At 36.8% G+C, this 16,302-nt stretch carries 12 protein-coding genes and 1 pseudogene; 7 read left to right on the forward strand and 6 right to left on the reverse strand.

Features of this window, described 5'->3' with window-relative positions; genetic code table 11:
- From frr to ACFQ0R_RS07125, 6 genes and pseudogenes are all read left to right on the forward strand, one after another.
- Positions 1-555: a ribosome recycling factor gene (frr, locus tag ACFQ0R_RS07100; protein ID WP_379657689.1), complete on the forward strand. Its 555-nt coding sequence runs from the start codon at positions 1-3 to the stop codon at positions 553-555.
- A gap of 32 nt (positions 556-587) precedes the next feature.
- Positions 588-2,888 (forward strand): hypothetical protein, encoded by a 2,301-nt coding sequence (locus tag ACFQ0R_RS07105; RefSeq protein WP_379657690.1) that lies wholly within the window; start codon positions 588-590, stop codon positions 2,886-2,888.
- 57 nt (positions 2,889-2,945) lie between these two features.
- Positions 2,946-5,348 (forward strand): efflux RND transporter permease subunit, encoded by a 2,403-nt coding sequence (locus ACFQ0R_RS07110; protein ID WP_379657691.1) that lies wholly within the window; start codon positions 2,946-2,948, stop codon positions 5,346-5,348.
- Positions 5,338-6,062 (forward strand): annotated as a pseudogene (locus tag ACFQ0R_RS07115) (tRNA1(Val) (adenine(37)-N6)-methyltransferase). Before ACFQ0R_RS07110 ends, ACFQ0R_RS07115 begins: the two are co-directional and overlap by 11 nt.
- A gap of 87 nt (positions 6,063-6,149) precedes the next feature.
- A complete protein-coding gene (locus ACFQ0R_RS07120; protein ID WP_379657692.1) occupies positions 6,150-7,328 on the forward strand; it encodes an acyl-CoA dehydrogenase family protein in 1,179 nt (392 codons plus the stop codon).
- A 268-nt stretch (positions 7,329-7,596) separates the two neighbouring features.
- Positions 7,597-8,382, forward strand: a complete 786-nt coding sequence (locus ACFQ0R_RS07125; protein ID WP_379657813.1) for a DUF3050 domain-containing protein — start codon at positions 7,597-7,599, stop codon at positions 8,380-8,382.
- 111 nt (positions 8,383-8,493) lie between these two features.
- On the opposite strand, the gene ACFQ0R_RS07130 is transcribed toward ACFQ0R_RS07125, so the two are convergent.
- The 6 genes from ACFQ0R_RS07130 to ACFQ0R_RS07155 form a co-directional block, all read right to left on the reverse strand.
- Complete coding sequence (locus ACFQ0R_RS07130) at positions 8,494-8,823, reverse strand: 2Fe-2S iron-sulfur cluster-binding protein (RefSeq protein ID WP_379657693.1); 330 nt, start codon at positions 8,821-8,823, stop codon at positions 8,494-8,496.
- Positions 8,824-8,966: 143 nt separating this feature from the next.
- Positions 8,967-10,028, reverse strand: coding sequence for an NAD(P)/FAD-dependent oxidoreductase (locus ACFQ0R_RS07135; protein ID WP_379657694.1), 1,062 nt, complete (start codon positions 10,026-10,028; stop codon positions 8,967-8,969).
- Positions 10,029-10,062: 34 nt separating this feature from the next.
- Positions 10,063-10,317 carry a NifU family protein gene (locus tag ACFQ0R_RS07140; protein WP_379657814.1) on the reverse strand — a complete coding sequence of 85 codons (255 nt, stop codon included), beginning with the start codon at positions 10,315-10,317 and terminating at the stop codon, positions 10,063-10,065.
- 5 nt (positions 10,318-10,322) lie between these two features.
- Positions 10,323-11,462 (reverse strand): Mrp/NBP35 family ATP-binding protein, encoded by a 1,140-nt coding sequence (locus ACFQ0R_RS07145; RefSeq protein ID WP_379657695.1) that lies wholly within the window; start codon positions 11,460-11,462, stop codon positions 10,323-10,325.
- A gap of 137 nt (positions 11,463-11,599) precedes the next feature.
- Positions 11,600-12,577, reverse strand: coding sequence for a LuxE/PaaK family acyltransferase (locus tag ACFQ0R_RS07150; RefSeq protein WP_379657696.1), 978 nt, complete (start codon positions 12,575-12,577; stop codon positions 11,600-11,602).
- 83 nt (positions 12,578-12,660) lie between these two features.
- Positions 12,661-14,706 (reverse strand): T9SS type A sorting domain-containing protein, encoded by a 2,046-nt coding sequence (locus tag ACFQ0R_RS07155; protein WP_379657697.1) that lies wholly within the window; start codon positions 14,704-14,706, stop codon positions 12,661-12,663.
- A gap of 283 nt (positions 14,707-14,989) precedes the next feature.
- On the opposite strand from ACFQ0R_RS07155, the gene ACFQ0R_RS07160 reads away from it, so the two are divergent.
- Positions 14,990-16,261 carry a hypothetical protein gene (locus ACFQ0R_RS07160; protein ID WP_379657698.1) on the forward strand — a complete coding sequence of 424 codons (1,272 nt, stop codon included), beginning with the start codon at positions 14,990-14,992 and terminating at the stop codon, positions 16,259-16,261.
- Positions 16,262-16,302: the final 41 nt, after the last annotated feature.

Raw genomic sequence — 16,302 nt, forward strand, 5'->3', positions numbered from 1 at the left:
ATGAACGAAGAAATAGATTTTATTATAGATAGCGCTAAAGAGTCGATGGAACAAGCCATCAACCACCTTAAAAAACAATTGACAAATATTAGAGCGGGTAAAGCAAATCCTTCAATGTTGTCTTCTGTTATGGTAGAATATTATGGAGCAATGACACCACTTAACCAGGTGAGCAATGTAAATACTCCAGATGCTAGAACTCTTACGATTCAGCCTTTTGAAAAGTCTTTGATGAAAGACATTGAAAAAGGAATTATGAACGCCAATCTTGGTTTTAATCCAATGAACAATGGTGAGAGTGTGATTATTAATGTTCCTCCTCTGACGGAAGAAAGACGTATTCAACTCTCTAAACAAGCCAAATCTGAAGCTGAAGAAGCTAAAATTGGAGTGAGAAACGACAGGAGAACAGCTATGAATGATATCAAAAAAGCAGACCTTCCAGAGGATGTCCAAAAAGATACCGAAGAAGAAATTCAAAAATTAACCGATTCTTTTATAGAAGAAATTGATAGGATTTATACTATCAAAGAAAAAGAAATCATGACCGTATAATTTACGGGATTTTAGTTTTATAACTTTTAAATTTGAAAATTCAACATATTCTTAGCTTATTATTTTTTGCACTAGTGTTGAATAGTCACGCCCAATCATCCGTTAACGGGAAGATTGTAGAAAATTCAAATGAAAAGATCTTTATTTCAAACGCTGTTGTGATTACCAATCAACAGCGTTATTTTTTTTCTGACTATCACGGAAAATTTTCTATAGAACTTAATCAGGGTGAGTTTATCCATAAAATCATTTCCAAGGGATATCAAGATTTAGATGCTTTTGAAGATTACTCTAACCTGAAAATGATTCCTGAAAAATCTATTAATGCTAGAGAAATTGAAACTAGCAGAATTGACTCTATATCCAAGAATCAATTTTCTTCCACAAACTTCAAATTCAAGAGTTTGAGTAAAACTATAATTTCAAATTCAAAATATGATTTAGTACTAAGAAAAGACATTGATTTACGACTTACTACACAAGAAGGTCTTCAGCAGAAGTTCAATGCTATAAGTGTTGATGGGCTAGATGAGGTTGTTCCTAAAATGGTAAATAGAGATATTTTTAGTTTCGACTGGTTCCAGACCTATATTGAAATTTTCGACGAACGCTTTGTATCACCATTTAACGAGCTTAACTCAGTTAACTATAAGTTTTACTCAATTTATGAAACTTCTGAAATTGAAATAATCAGCTTTGAACCTGTTTTGGAAGGTTTTCAAAGATCATTTCAAGGAATTCTTTTGTTTAATAAATCAACTTCAAAGATTAAGAAAATTCAAGTCATTCTAGATGCTGACTTTAAACTGAACATGGCGACAGTTTTCGACCTTGAAACTGGTTTGCCAAAAAATGTTGACCTCAATATTTATTCAGGAACAGGAGGAACCAAACTTTCATTTTTTGGAGGCGGGATGTCCTTTGGTAGAATTCAGAAAAAAAATCCAAGTGGAGAAGCTCAGCTAGAGCATCGGCAAGTATATTATGATATAGCCTCTGGAGATACAATTTCTCCATTTCCTAAATCTCTGAGTAAAATCTTAGATGATAAAAATCAAACCATACCTCGGGAATACTGGGAAAATTTCGACTTTTCCTTTGTAGGAGAGCAAAGACAAGACCCAGCAGACCTTAAGGCTTATATTGAAAAAGAAAATATAGAGAATAGAGTTAAGAGAATTTCAGCTTTTGATGCTGGCTATTTACCAGTGAGTATATTTGATATAGACCTTACTCGGATATTTAAAGCAAATAATTACGAAGGCATCCGTTTAGGCATTGGAGTACTTACCAACCAATCGTTTTCAGAAAGGTTTCGTTTAGGAGGTTTCACAGCTTATGGTACTCAAGACGGAAATTTCAAATATGGTTTTAATGGGGGAGTACTTCTTAGCCCAGATAGAGCTACATGGCTAAATGCATTCTATGATAATGATATAGAGGAAGTTGGGATGAATAATTATCTCACAGATCAACGTGTGTATTCGTTATTTGAACCGCGTCTTGTGAATATTACTTTCTTTTATAAATATGAGAAATATGGACTCAGTCTCCAGCATAACTTCACTCCTCAATTGATGTCTGAATTCAAGGTTGATAAAAGCAGTATTTCTCAGACTAAAGATTACGCATTTTTGAATCATGGAATTCTTTATGACAATTATGACTTGACCTCTGCAACATTTGGTGTGAGATGGACTCCAAATTATAGTTATTCTAAAGTAGGAAAGCGGATTTATGTGAATAATGAATTTACGCCAGAAGTTTCAGCACAGATTAGCCAGAGTTTTAATGGTGTAATGGATGGAGATTTCAATTTTACAAAACTGAGTGCAAAAATTGACTATGACTTTATTCATAGCTGGGGGAGTTTCTCTAGTATAGAATTAGGTGGCGACATTGGATTTGGAGATATTCCTTTGACGCATACCTTTCATGCGTTTCCTAATAGTCCTAACAAAGATGGGATTTTCGACAGGTTTTCTGTAGCTGGAGTAAAGAGTTTCGAAACTATGTATTTTAATGAATTTTTCAGTACAAAATTAGCGACCTTACATTTAAAGCATAGGTTGGCTCCGTTTAAGTTATCAAATACGATTCAGCCAGAATTGGTTTTGATTTCACGACATGCAATTGGAGATTTTGACAATCCTGAACAACATCAAAATATTTCTTTTAATACTCTTTCACAAGGTTATAATGAAGCAGGTTTCGAACTCAATAAACTATTTTTTGGCTTTGGGCTGAGCTTTGCTTATAGGTATGGAGCTTATCATCTTCCTAATCTTGAGGATAATGTTTCTTTCAAGTTTACTTTTTACTTAAAGCTTTAAAATTAAAATAGCTAAGCGTTTTTGATTTTTTACATTTGCAAATTCATATATTACTTCATGCAAAAGGTTTTTAGCTTCGGATTTTGGAATTTCATTGCCAGCAGGATTCTGAGAAATAGAATACTAATTATTATTATACTTCTTGGTATAACCGTTTTTCTCGGTTTTCAGTGGAAACACATGCAGTTTTCCTTTTCTGAGGCCAACTTATTGCCAGATGACGCACCCATCAATCAGCAGTATGCTGAGTTTGAAGAGAAATTTGGATCTGATGGCAATGTGATCATGATTGCTACGGATGATCCAGACTTATTCACACCAGAAAATTTTAAAGCCTGGGCAAAGCTTGCAGATACCTTATCTACTTTCCCTGAGATTAAATCTGTTATTGGAATTCACAATTTGCAAAAATTGGAAAAACTTGAAGATCCTAAGCGCTTTGAAATGGAGCCTATTTTAGACAGCAATACAGTTTCTGAAGAGGAGATAGAATCTTACGGGGAGAATCTGTTTACAGATTATCCTTTTTATGATGGGCTTATTTTCAATTCTGAAAGCAGGACTGTCCAGACCGTTGCTTACATGAAAGACAGCCTTGTCAATGCTAAAGGGCGAAAGATTTTTATCATGGATAAGTTTTTGCCGCTGATAGAATCTTTTAAGGAAGAAAATTCTATAGAGATTCATGTCTCTGGCATGCCGTACATCAGAACCTTGAATTCCCAAAATATTGTTGATGAAATCCAATGGTTTGTGTTGTCGGCCTTATTGGTGACCTCTTTAATTTTCTTTTTCTTTTTCAGGTCGTTTAGAGCTACGCTCATTTCTATGCTTACTGTAATCATAGGGGTGATGTGGGCATTCGGTTTTATAGGTTTACTTGGATTTGAAATCACCGTTTTGACAGCTGTAATACCACCGCTAATTATCATTATAGGTATCCCCAACTGTATCTTCCTGATCAATAAATACCAGCATGAAATCAAGCTGCATGGTAATCAGGCCAAATCCTTACAACGGGTCATTACCAAAATTGGTAACGCAACCTTGATGACCAATGTGACCACAGCATCTGGTTTTGCTACTTTTATCTTTACTCAGAGTGAATTGCTCAAAGAGTTTGGTATTCTGGCGTCGATCAATATCATAGCGATATTTATTTTGAGTTTACTTATAATCCCGATCATCTATAGCTATATGCCACGTCCTCAGGACAAACACTTAAGACATCTTGGGAAACAGTGGATAGAAGGCTTTGTAGAGTGGATTGTGAAGATGGTTAAACACAGAAGAGTCACTATTTACTTTACTTCCGTTGCAGTTTTAGTATTGAGTGTGATTGGTATCTTCAATATAAAAATTTCGGGGAGCATACTGGAAGATATGCCCCAAAGTGCAGACTTTTTTCAGGACATCAAGTTTTTTGAAGAAAAATTTGATGGAGTACTACCGCTTGAAATCATGATAGATACGAAACGACCAAACGGCGTAACCAAGTTATCCACGCTCAAAAAAATGGATGCCTTGAAGTCGGAAATCAAGGATATTGAAGAACTTTCATCTCCAGTTTCTATTGTGAATTTAGCAAAATATGCTAAACAGGCTTTTTATAACAACAATCCAAAATATTACCAATTACCAACTTCTCAGGAGCAAACCTTCATGTCACCCTACATAAAAAGTATGGATAATATGGAAAACGGAATTTCATCCTATGTGGATTCTACGGGACAGTTTGCCAGAATGACTATGTTTATGAAGGATGTCACTACAGAAGAGATTTCTAGAATTGAAGAAAAACTCCTTCCAGAAATCAGTAAAATATTTCCCGAAGAGCGATACGAGGTTACAATGACAGGGAAAGCCTTGGTTTACCAAAAAGGAACACATTACCTCGTTGACAATCTTATCATTTCATTGTCACTGGCCATATTGCTAATTGCTTTGTTTATGGCCTGGATGTTCCGTTCGTTCAGGATGATTTTGATCTCGCTTATTCCTAACTTACTGCCGCTTTTGATGACTGCTGGTATGATGGGTTTTATTGGCGTTCCTATAAAACCTTCTACCATTTTAGTTTTTAGTATCGCTTTCGGAATTAGTGTAGATGATACAATCCATTTTTTAGCAAAATACAGACAAGAGCTTAAGTCCAATCACTGGAAAATAAAGCGCTCTGTGTACCCAGCTTTAAGGGAAACAACGGTAAGTATGTTTTATACCTCAATTGTGTTATTTTTTGGGTTTTCAGTATTTATGATTTCAAGTTTTGGAGGAACCGTCGCTTTAGGAGGTTTGGTGTCGGCAACCTTATTGTTTGCCATGCTGGCGAATTTATTACTGCTTCCTTCGCTGTTGCTGTCTTTAGAACGAAGCATTGCTAACCAGAAAACCATGAAAGAGCCACAAATCAAGATTATTGACACGGATGATGATGAAGACGATAATGATGAAAAATAAAGTTTTTCGGTTTAAAGAGTTTGAAGTAAATCACTCTAAGTCCGCCATGAAGATTGGCACGGATGCGGTCCTACTCGGTGCATGGGCAAAAATCCATAGCAATGTCAATTCAATTCTTGATGTTGGAGCCGGAACTGGAATTTTAGCGCTTCAACTAGCTCAGCGTTCGCATGCTGAAACCATTGATGCTTTGGAAATTGATCCTGAAGCCTACGAAGAATGTGTAAATAACTTTGAAAACAGTCCATGGGGAGATCGCCTATTTTGCTACCACGCCAGTTTCACTGAATTTTATTCTGAGATGGACGAGAAATATGACTTGATTGTTTCCAATCCCCCTTTTTTTCTGAACAGCCTAAATTTGATGTGCAGAATACCGCTAGAGAAAAAGCTAGATTTCAGGAGCATTTGAGTTTTGAAGATTTGTTGTTGGGAGTTTCAATTTTATTGACAGCAAACGGAAATTTTAGTGTTGTTCTTCCCTTTTCAGAACAAAAGAAGTTTATTTCAGTAGCGGACGACTATCAACTCTATCCATCAGATATACTCAATGTGAGAGGCCAGCCTACTTCCCCGATTAAGCGAACCTTGCTCAAATTCAGTAGAAATAAAACAGAAAATATTGCTAAAGAGGAACTGATAATCGAGCATTCCAGGCATGATTATACTGAAGAGTATACCGACTTGGTGAAGGATTTCTATTTAAAGATGTGATTTTTTAGGATTTAAGTAAAATAATAACAAAGCTTAATAGAAGTTCAGTCTTGTATTCGTTAAATTTGTAAATAAGAATAACAAATCATGAAACAAGATACATTTCAAGCCCCAGATTACTACAATATAGATGATTTACTGACAGAAGAACACCAAATGATTCGCCAGGCAGCGAGAGATTGGGTGAAACGCGATGTAAGTCCAATCATAGAAGAAGCAGCACAAAAGGCAGAATTCCCTAAGTCAATTATCGAAGGCTTAGCTGGAGTTGGTGCTTTTGGTCCTTATATTCCAGAAGAATATGGAGGAGCAGGTCTAGATCAAATTTCTTACGGATTGATTATGCAAGAAATCGAAAGAGGAGACAGTGGTGTTCGTTCTACAGCGTCTGTACAATCGTCTTTAGTGATGTTTCCTATTTATGCTTATGGAACGGAAGAGCAACGCAAGAAGTTCTTACCAAAATTGGCTACAGGAGAGTTTATGGGTTCTTTTGGATTAACAGAACCAGACCACGGTTCTAATCCAAGTAGCATGACAACTCATTTTGAAGATAAAGGAGATCATTATTTACTCAATGGTGCAAAAATGTGGATATCCAATTCACCTTTTTGTGATGTAGCTGTGGTCTGGGCCAAAAACGAAGAAGGACGTATTCACGGATTGATAGTAGAGCGTGGAATGGAAGGTTTTTCCACTCCGGAAACTCATAATAAATGGTCTCTAAGAGCATCGGCAACGGGAGAGTTGATCTTTCAGGATGTGAAAGTGCCTAAGGAAAATCTATTAACAGGAAAGAGCGGACTTGGAGCACCACTGTCTTGTTTGGATTCTGCTCGTTATGGCATTGCCTGGGGAGCAATAGGCGCTGCGATGGATTGTTATGACACTGCTTTGCGATATGCAAAAGAACGCATCCAGTTTGGAAAACCTATAGCAGGTTTTCAACTTCAGCAAAAGAAGTTAGCCGAAATGATTACCGAGATCACCAAAGCACAACTCTTGGCTTTGCGTTTAGGTCAGTTGAAAAATGAAGATAAAGCGACATCCGCTCAAATTTCCATGGCCAAGCGTAACAATGTAGAAATGGCAATCAACATCGCCAGAGAAGCAAGGCAAATCCTTGGTGGCATGGGTATAACTGGAGAATACAGTATTATGCGGCACATGATGAACCTGGAAAGTGTGATTACATATGAAGGAACACACGATATTCATCTGTTGATTACAGGATTGGATATCACTGGGATTTCTGCTTTTAAATAGCAGACTCATTTTTCGCAGAATTAACTATCCATTAGAAATAAATTTCGATTATGTGTTTTAGCATCGAGCGGAGTCGAGATGTATAGGTTCTTGACTCCGCTCGAACTTGAACAAGGTAATTTGACTATGAGTAATGAAAATAGAAGGTCATTCAAGTCTCTTGTGAAATTATTAAATTTTCCAATTACACCTTCAAAATAAAATTTTAAAATAAAGAGTCAGGTAGAGTTAATTCTCGCCTGACTCTTTATTTTTGCAGAAAAAAATGATGATGCAGGTAACGGAACTCAAAGCAAATTTAAAAGACTTAAGATCACAACTCATAGGCCACAACCTTTATAAAAGTATAGAATCCCCGCAGGACTTGCAAATTTTTATGAACCACCATGTATTTGCGGTTTGGGATTTTATGTCGCTCTTGAAGTCACTCCAAACGCAGTTGACCTGTACAAGTTCCCCCTGGGTGCCAGTTGGGAATCCAAAACATCGCTACCTGATCAATGAAATTGTTCTCGCAGAGGAAACCGACCTTAATGCCAATGGCGAACGCCAGAGTCATTTTGAAATGTATCTGGATGCGATGCAAAAGGCAGGGGCTTCCACTAAATCCGTACAGGATTTTGTTGATCAAATTCAGCACGGGACCGATGTATTTTTGGTCATTGCTACCAGCGATTTACCAGAAAGCGTGAAGGAGTTTCTGATATTCACCTTCAACACGATCAGAAATGGAAAAGCCCATGAGATTGCAGCCTGTTTTACGTTTGGAAGAGAAGAACTCATTCCAGACATGTTCACTTCCAATATTGGTGAGATTCAGCAGAATTTTCCAGAAGAAGATTTGAGTCTTTTCAAGTACTATTTTGACCGTCACATTGAGTTAGATGAAGATGAGCACGGCCCAATGGCTTTAGAATTGATCTCAGCTCTATGTGGTGAGGACGAGCAGAAGTGGAAGGAAGTGGAAGTGTGTTCTCGAGAAGCTTTGCAAAAACGTTTTGGTCTATGGAATGGCATTGCTAAAGAAATTAATTACTACAAAGCGATAGCTTAAAACCCATCTCATCCCGATAACTATCAAGAGGTGAGTAGAAAAGGGGGACAGAGTAAAACTTTTCCCTACTTTGCAGGGAGAACCATATTTCCCTCTGGGTGTTAGGGGGCTTTACTCTTCGCTAGGTGCCAATTGAACTTTCAAACCTTCAAGTTCTTCGGTAATAGGGATTTGACAGCTCAGGCGACTATTATCTTTTACATAAAAAGCTTCAGCAAGCATAGCTTCCTCGTCATCCTCTTTTTCGGGTAGTTCAGTATCAGATTGGATATAGCACTGGCAAGAGGCACACATGGCCATGCCTCCGCAAATGCCAATAGTACCTTCTGGAGCAAGTTCATAAGAGCGAACCACCTCCATCAGGTTCATCGCCATATCTGTTGGAGCATCCACTTCATGAGAAGTACCTTCTCTATCTATAATTGTAATCTTTACATCCATGTTCTAAAATATATAAGTAGTGCAAAACTATTCAAACATTATGAATCCAAAGTGATAGAAGTCAGTTTTAAAAGAAGTTTATTACATTAAAAACGCCCTGTTTCATCTATGAAGCAGGGCGTAAATCACATGTAGTTGCACTATTAATCAATACTCCTAATCACCGCTTTTGGCGCTTCTTTTTTGGTTCCATCAAATCCAGTAACGCCACCTACTGTAGTGTATTTCATCACATTACGTTTGTTGGGATGAATTTTGGCAAATGCACTTTGACACATCAGGGTGGCTTCGTGAAATCCACAAAGAATCAATTTTAGTTTGCCAGGATAAGTATTGACATCTCCAATAGCATAAATGCCAGGAATATTGGTTTGATAATCTAACGTGTTATCAACTTTAATAGCATTTTTTTCAATTTCCAGTCCCCAGTCAGCGATAGGACCAAGTTTTGGAGAGAGTCCAAACAACGGAATAAAGTAATCAGTTTCCAACTCAAAATTTTCGTCGGGGTCATTGTTCTTCCTTATGGTGACAGACTTTAGGTTTTCATCACCATGAACATCAACAATCTCAGCAGGAGTAATTAATTTGATTTTGCCTATATCCTTAAGTTCTTTGACTCTATCGACAGACTCCAGAGCACCTCTAAATTCATTTCTTCTGTGCACTAAAGTCACTTCAGAAGCAATATCAGCCAGATAAATACTCCAATCTAGAGCGGAATCGCCGCCGCCAGCAATGACGACAGATTTATTACGAAATTTTTCAGGGTCTTTCACCATATAGTGAATACCTTTATTTTCAAACTTTGAAATATTATTTATCGGTGGTTTTCTAGGTTCAAAGCTTCCAAGGCCTCCAGCAATAGCGACAATGGGTGCATGGTGTTTTGTGCCCTCATCTGTGGTGACTATAAAACTACCATCTTCTTGTTTCTCAATATCTTTAGCTCTTTCTCCTAGTGTAAATCCTGGTTGAAAAGATTTGATCTGTTCCATCAAGTTATCCACCAATTGGCCAGCTTTAACCTCTGGAAAACCCGGAATATCGTAGATAGGTTTTTTAGGGTATAATTCTGATAACTGCCCTCCCGGTTGAGGTAGAGCATCTATGATGTGACATTTTAGTTTCAACAATCCTGCTTCAAATACAGTAAAAAGCCCTGTAGGTCCCGCTCCAATAATGAGAATATCTGTTTTGATCATATCAAAATCTACTAGTTGTTTTTTAAATTTATTATTAAGCTAATTGATCAGCTTTTAAATTGATGACCTCTTTGATTTGAGGTGCGTGTTTCTTTATTGTCATTTCGACTCCAGACTTTAGGGTCATCTGGTTGACAGTACAATCCACACAGGTTCCCATCAATTGCACTTTTACAAGTGAATCATCTTCAATAGAAATAAGCTCTATGTCTCCTCCATCGCTTTTAAGAAAAGGGCGAATTTCATCTAATGCTACTTCTATTGTTTTTCTTAATTCTTGACCTGTCATCATAATTACTTGTTTTTAACTGCACTACATCCAGCCATAGTTGTGATTTTTATAGCTTCAGTAGGCGGTAAGTTTTTATTTCTATTAACCACTTCTTGAACAGTGTTTCTTGTCAGTTCTGCAAAGGATTCACTCAATGGAGTTCCATCCTGCAAAGCAGCCGGACGACCAATATCACCGGACTCTCTTAAGCTTTGTACTAAAGGAATTTCACCTAAAAATGGAACATCTAAATCTTCTGCAAGATACTTAGCTCCTTTTTCTCCAAAGATATAATACTTGTTATCAGGTAATTCTGCTGGTGTGAAGTAAGCCATGTTTTCACAAATGCCTAAAACAGGAACATTTATGCTTTCTTGCTGAAACATGGATACCGCTTTTTTGGCATCAGCTAAAGCAACATTTTGCGGAGTACTTACGATCAGTGCGCCAGTAATTGGCATTGATTGCATTATCGATAAGTGTATATCACCTGTACCAGGAGGCAGGTCAACTAATAAAAAGTCGAGTTCCCCCCAATCGGCATCAAAAATCATTTGGTTAAGGGCTTTAGCGGCCATAGGACCTCTCCAGATGACAGCCTGATCTGGTTTAGTGAAAAAACCTATGGAAAGTAACTTTACTCCATAGTTCTCGATAGGTTTCATTTTAGATTTCCCATCTTTAGTAACAGAAAGAGGTTTTTCGTTGGCTACATCAAACATGATTGGTCCAGATGGGCCATAAATATCAGCGTCCAGTAAACCCACTTTAAAACCTAATTTGGATAAAGTAACAGCAAGATTGGCAGTAACTGTAGATTTTCCTACGCCACCTTTGCCGGAAGCAACCGCTATAATGTTTTGAATACCAGGAATTGGTTTTCCCTTTATCTCATTTACATTTTTCTTCTCTGGGGCTTCAACTGTTATTTTGACTTCAACTTTAGCTTTTTCATAAACATGCTTGTGGATAGCTTTCATCACATCTACTTCAGCACGCTTTTTAATATGTAGAGCAGGAGTTGAAAGTTTAAGATCTACGACCACTTCATCACCAAAAGTGATAATGTTTTGTAATGCCCCACTCTCCACTATATTTTGACCTTCACCTGCAATGGTAATTGTCTCTAAAGCCTTTTTAATATCGTCTTTATTTAATTTCATAAAACAATTTACTTCTATTAAGATTAAATCTAAATGCAAATATACAAGTTAATCCTCTATTTGCTTGTAATTGAAGTTGTTTTACGCTGATTCTTAGGGATAAATTAACGAGTTCAAAAGAATTAAAAACTTAGATGTTATAACACAAGAAGATTACACCCGCGTATGTCGCTTTGATCAAATCTTCCGAGAATTTCAAATTCTTTAGAATTGATTTTTTTACCCAAATCTTGAGTCGCTATAAATGGGCATGAATCGATGTTTGCAAGATCAATCACATTAATTCCGCCAGTTTTTCCCTTGTCTAAATAATGAAATGGATCTTCTGTATCTCTTATCAATATCTTCATATGAGGCGGACATTCAAATTTGCTTTGGCCTTTAGAGTAAGCTTGTGATAGGAGCTCGGTCATTCCGTACTCACTATGAATATGATCTACACCAAAGCCTCTGCTCAAGATATCATGAAGTTCTTTGCGAATCATTTCTTTGCGTCGCCCTTTCATACCACCAGTTTCCATAACGATAGTATTTTTTAATTGGAAAGATTTCTTCTCAACCAGATCTAGTAATGCGAAAGAAACACCAATTAGCAGAATTTTTTTGCCAGATTTATCAAGATTGATGAGTGTTTGAGACAGTTGTTCCAACTCATTAAGGTAAAACCCACTTTCGTTGTATTTGCTTTTTTTTATAAAGTCATTTACCATATAGATTAATGAAGATCCTTCACGTTCTAAGTAAGAAGGCAGTAATCCGAGAACGACATAATCTTCAATATTACCGTAGAAATGGTTGAAGGTTTTTGTAAAACTTTCTTCATATAGTGAAAGGTTTTTCACTTTATGCTGACTTTGAATTTGGCCAGTAGTTCCGCTGCTTAGAAATGTTATATCAGGAGTGAATTCTCCTGTTTTAACGTCATGAGTTTTGAAAAACTGAATGGGTAAGAATGGAATATCTTTTAGTGATTTTACTTCTTGACTTTTGATATTTAAGTGGTCGCAGAATTCTCTGTAAACCGAATTCTTCTCAAATTGTTTTTCAAACAGCTGAAGAGCTGTTTTTTCAAACTCTTTTTCAGAATTTATAGTAAAGGAAATATTAGATTTCATAGTCAATTATGAAATTCAAAAGTAATAAAAAAGCACCCTGCAAAGAGAGTGCTTTAGTATTTATGTTCTTACTCAGTTTAAACTTACTTGATCACGATCTTTTTAGTAAGAGAAGATGAACCTTGATTTATTTTAACTAGATATACACCAGCATTCAAATTGGATACGTTGATGTTTTTTGCAGCAGTAGAGGATAAAACCTTTTGTCCTAACATATTGAAAAATTCAACCTCCAAAGTATCCTTGGCAGAAGTTTCAATAGTTAGAATTCCATTAGAAACTGGGTTTGGATATAATTTAACCTCATTCACATCAAATGCATTTACACTCAAAGTAGTGGAAAAAGTCCCAATTGGCCAAGGGTTGGTTGCGGTATCTTGAGATGTATCATCATTATTTTCATTAACACCACTGAATGTCCAGTTCCCCAATACAAAGGAGCTACCATCTGGTCCTGTATTATTTATTCTGTATGCCCATCCGTCTAAATATACCCATGCTTCACCTGTTCCATCTGTGTTGATGTCCCCAAAAGTATCTATCACCTGTCCGTTTTGAAATAATTCAATAGCATCATCACCGTTATTGTTAGCAACATTTGAAACATAATCAGAATCGAATCCAAAAAAAGCATTGAAATTTGGAGCTTCAGATGAAATGTAAATAAAATCACCAGCGGTTGCGGTTACATTAGGAAAAGTGAACTCTTGACCGTCTGTTCCATCGCCATTATTGGCACTTCCAACACCAAATGTGCTAAGGTCCGAAATGTCTCTTACTACATAGAGCTCAATTACTTTTGGAGTTCCACCTGTTAGAGGTCCGTCAAAAACACCTGTAATAATCATATCGTTTGTCACATCACCAAATACATTTCCACTCAATTCTACTGTTTCTTGTGTAGCGTTGGTAGATGTTACTTGGAGATTTCCTGAGTAAGATCCTTCCACAAGGTCTTGCGCAAGTCTTACATATACAGTTGATGAAGCATTTCCTCCAGTTTGAATAATATCAACAGTATTTGAAAATCCAGTACCAGAGCTAAGTGATACTTCAAAATCGGCCGGAGCAGTTACATTAACATCATCAATCAAAAACTGGCCTTCAATAACAAAGCTTTCTTCTTGTGATGGGCCATTACCTAAATCGTAATTCAAACCAGAAATTGGTCCAGTTTGAACATCAATTTGCGGAGTAGCTGCTAAAACTTCACCTGAAACATTTATAGATTCTGAGACACTACTTGAGGTCACTGTGATAACTCCAGTGTAATCACCAGCAGTTAAACCTGATTGCAATCTTACAAACAATTCAGTAGCGGGAACTTCCCCATTGCTTTGTGTTAAGCTTAATGAATTAGAAAAAGTTCCCTCAGAAGTTGTTGATACTTCAAAATTTGATGGGGAAGTAATTGTTATATTTTCTGTCAGATTAATTCCTTGTACAGTAAATGAACCTTCTGCATTCACTTCATCGAAATTACCTTCAAAATAAAATAAATTTGAAACATCTGCGCCAGTTACTATAGTAGCGTTTCCGTCACCTGTTGAGCTATAGGTGCCGAATGGTACGAGTGAGCTGAAAGCATTTCCTCCATTACAAAGACCTTCACCATCTAGCAAATCAACACCTCCAAAAATCCAGTTAGCTGGATTGAAATTACCTGTATTAGGAGAAGCGCCGTCTATTCTGTATGCATAACTATCCAAATGATCCCAAGCTGTGCCTGTGCCATCTTCACCTTCAACACCAAATCGATCAACTATTGCATCTGTTGGATCATTTAATTGAAAACCGTCGTCTCCATTTCCATTAATGGAACCTGTAACTAATACATGTGTAGAAATGCCGAATTCTTGTAATAAGATAGCATCATCGTTAGTGACATAAGCAAAATCATCTGTAATTGTACCTAGACCAGAAATGTCAATATTAGTTGTGAAACCACCGCCGTTAGATTGTCTCACAATATTCCAGTCTGTAAAATCGACAGTTCCTTCTACGTAGATTTCTAAAGCTCTGCCATCTGCACCTGGGCAGGTAGAATCTACATAGCCAGTAATTACTGGGTTTTGTGCAAAAGTGAACGCTGTTACCAAAAGTGAAAACAGTAATGTAATTTTTTTCATAATATGTCTGTTTTAAAGTTTGTTTAAAAATAATCTAATTTTTCATAATTAAACATGGTTAATGCCTGATATGAAGAAATTTAACCTTAAGATAAACTTTAAATAGTAGTATTAATTGAATGTTACTGGGTTTTAAAAAGCCAAGAATATCTCAAGGTTAAGTGAATATTAATAATCAGCTCATCTATTAATCTATATGCAATCTTTTGTTAACGTGCAGATAACATGTAAGCTTCATTCTGCTTGTAAGTTTGCGTCATCAAAAACAATTAAAATTATCAAAATGAAAAAATTATTTTTATCTGCAGCAGTGATTGCTTCAATGGTATTTACATCTTGCTCGAGCGATGATGATGCTCCAGTTGGACCAGTAGAGCCAGTTGGTGAAGAAATTAAAGTCTCTGGTACTATTGAAGAAGACCAAACCTGGACTAAAGACAATGTTTACATATTAGAGGGTAAAGTTGTAGTAGACGGAGGTGCTACTTTAACTATCGATGCTGGTACAGTTATAAAAGGAGCGCAAGGACAACAAACTCAAGCTTCTGCTTTAGTGATTGACAGAGATGCTACTCTAAATGCTAATGGTACTGCACAAGAGCCAATTATTTTCACCACAGTTCTTGATAATATAGTTTCAGGAGAAACTGTAAGTCCAAACTTAACTGTGAACGAAAGAGGTCTTTGGGGTGGTGTTATCATTTTAGGGAATGCTCCTTCTTCGTTTGAAGGTGATGCTACAGAAGAATTGATTGAAGGAATACCTGCTGATTCAGGATTTGGACTCTATGGAGGAAATGACCCAACTGACAGTTCAGGTAACATCGAATATGTCTCTATCCGTCACGGTGGAGCTAACATTGGTGAAGGTAATGAAATCAATGGGTTAACACTTGGTGGAGTTGGTAATGGAACAGTAATTAATCATATTGAAGTTGTCGCTAACTTAGATGACGGTGTTGAATTTTTCGGTGGAACTGTTAATGCTTCAAACCTTATTGTTTGGGGAGTTGGTGACGATGGAATAGATATCGACCAAGCCTACAGCGGTACAGTGTCTAATTCAGTTGTTATTATGAACAATGTTTCTGATCATGGTTTAGAGATTGATGGTCCGGAAGGATCAGATAGTGGGATGTATACATTAGAAAATATCACTATTTTTTCAGATGACTCTGAAACTAATTCCAACTCAGGAAATAGAGAATTTGCACAATTTCGTTCTAGTGCAATGGGAAATAATAATAACATTTTGTTAGTAGGTGGTTTGGAAACATCAAACTTCACATTACAGGATAACCAGGGAGTTGCAGATAATTACAATGCTGGAGATCTTACTTTTTCAAACATTGAAATTGTACTTCCTGCAGGTGTAACAGATGTGGCTACATTATTTACAGATTCTTCTGGTCAAACAAGCTTCCAGAATGATGCTACAGGTACTGAAGGATTTGTTTCGGTTGTCGCCGATACTGATGCATCTACTGTAGGTGCAGATTTAGGAGTGTTTGGATGGACTTGGGTGTCTGAAGCGGCTTCTGCTTTAGGTTTCTAGTCACTATTTAGAAACAAAATAGATTCAATATTGCTCGGTTT

The organism is Psychroflexus salinarum (assembly GCF_042677225.1).
In the GTDB taxonomy this organism is placed as follows: Bacteria; Bacteroidota; Bacteroidia; order Flavobacteriales; family Flavobacteriaceae; genus Psychroflexus; species Psychroflexus salinarum.

Bases quoted from the DNA above. Each gene is read 5' to 3' on its own strand.
- ACFQ0R_RS07150 (WP_379657696.1), bottom strand. From the start codon at position 12,577: ATGAAATCTAATATTTCCTTTACTATAAATTCTGAAAAAGAGTTTGAA.
- ACFQ0R_RS07125 (WP_379657813.1), top strand. From the start codon at position 7,597: ATGATGCAGGTAACGGAACTCAAAGCAAATTTAAAAGACTTAAGATCA.
- frr (WP_379657689.1), top strand. From the start codon at position 1: ATGAACGAAGAAATAGATTTTATTATAGATAGCGCTAAAGAGTCGATG.
- ACFQ0R_RS07140 (WP_379657814.1), bottom strand. From the start codon at position 10,317: ATGACAGGTCAAGAATTAAGAAAAACAATAGAAGTAGCATTAGATGAA.
- ACFQ0R_RS07160 (WP_379657698.1), top strand. From the start codon at position 14,990: ATGAAAAAATTATTTTTATCTGCAGCAGTGATTGCTTCAATGGTATTT.
- ACFQ0R_RS07130 (WP_379657693.1), bottom strand. From the start codon at position 8,823: ATGGATGTAAAGATTACAATTATAGATAGAGAAGGTACTTCTCATGAA.
- ACFQ0R_RS07155 (WP_379657697.1), bottom strand. From the start codon at position 14,706: ATGAAAAAAATTACATTACTGTTTTCACTTTTGGTAACAGCGTTCACT.
- ACFQ0R_RS07135 (WP_379657694.1), bottom strand. From the start codon at position 10,028: ATGATCAAAACAGATATTCTCATTATTGGAGCGGGACCTACAGGGCTT.
- ACFQ0R_RS07120 (WP_379657692.1), top strand. From the start codon at position 6,150: ATGAAACAAGATACATTTCAAGCCCCAGATTACTACAATATAGATGAT.
- ACFQ0R_RS07145 (WP_379657695.1), bottom strand. From the start codon at position 11,462: ATGAAATTAAATAAAGACGATATTAAAAAGGCTTTAGAGACAATTACC.
- ACFQ0R_RS07110 (WP_379657691.1), top strand. From the start codon at position 2,946: ATGCAAAAGGTTTTTAGCTTCGGATTTTGGAATTTCATTGCCAGCAGG.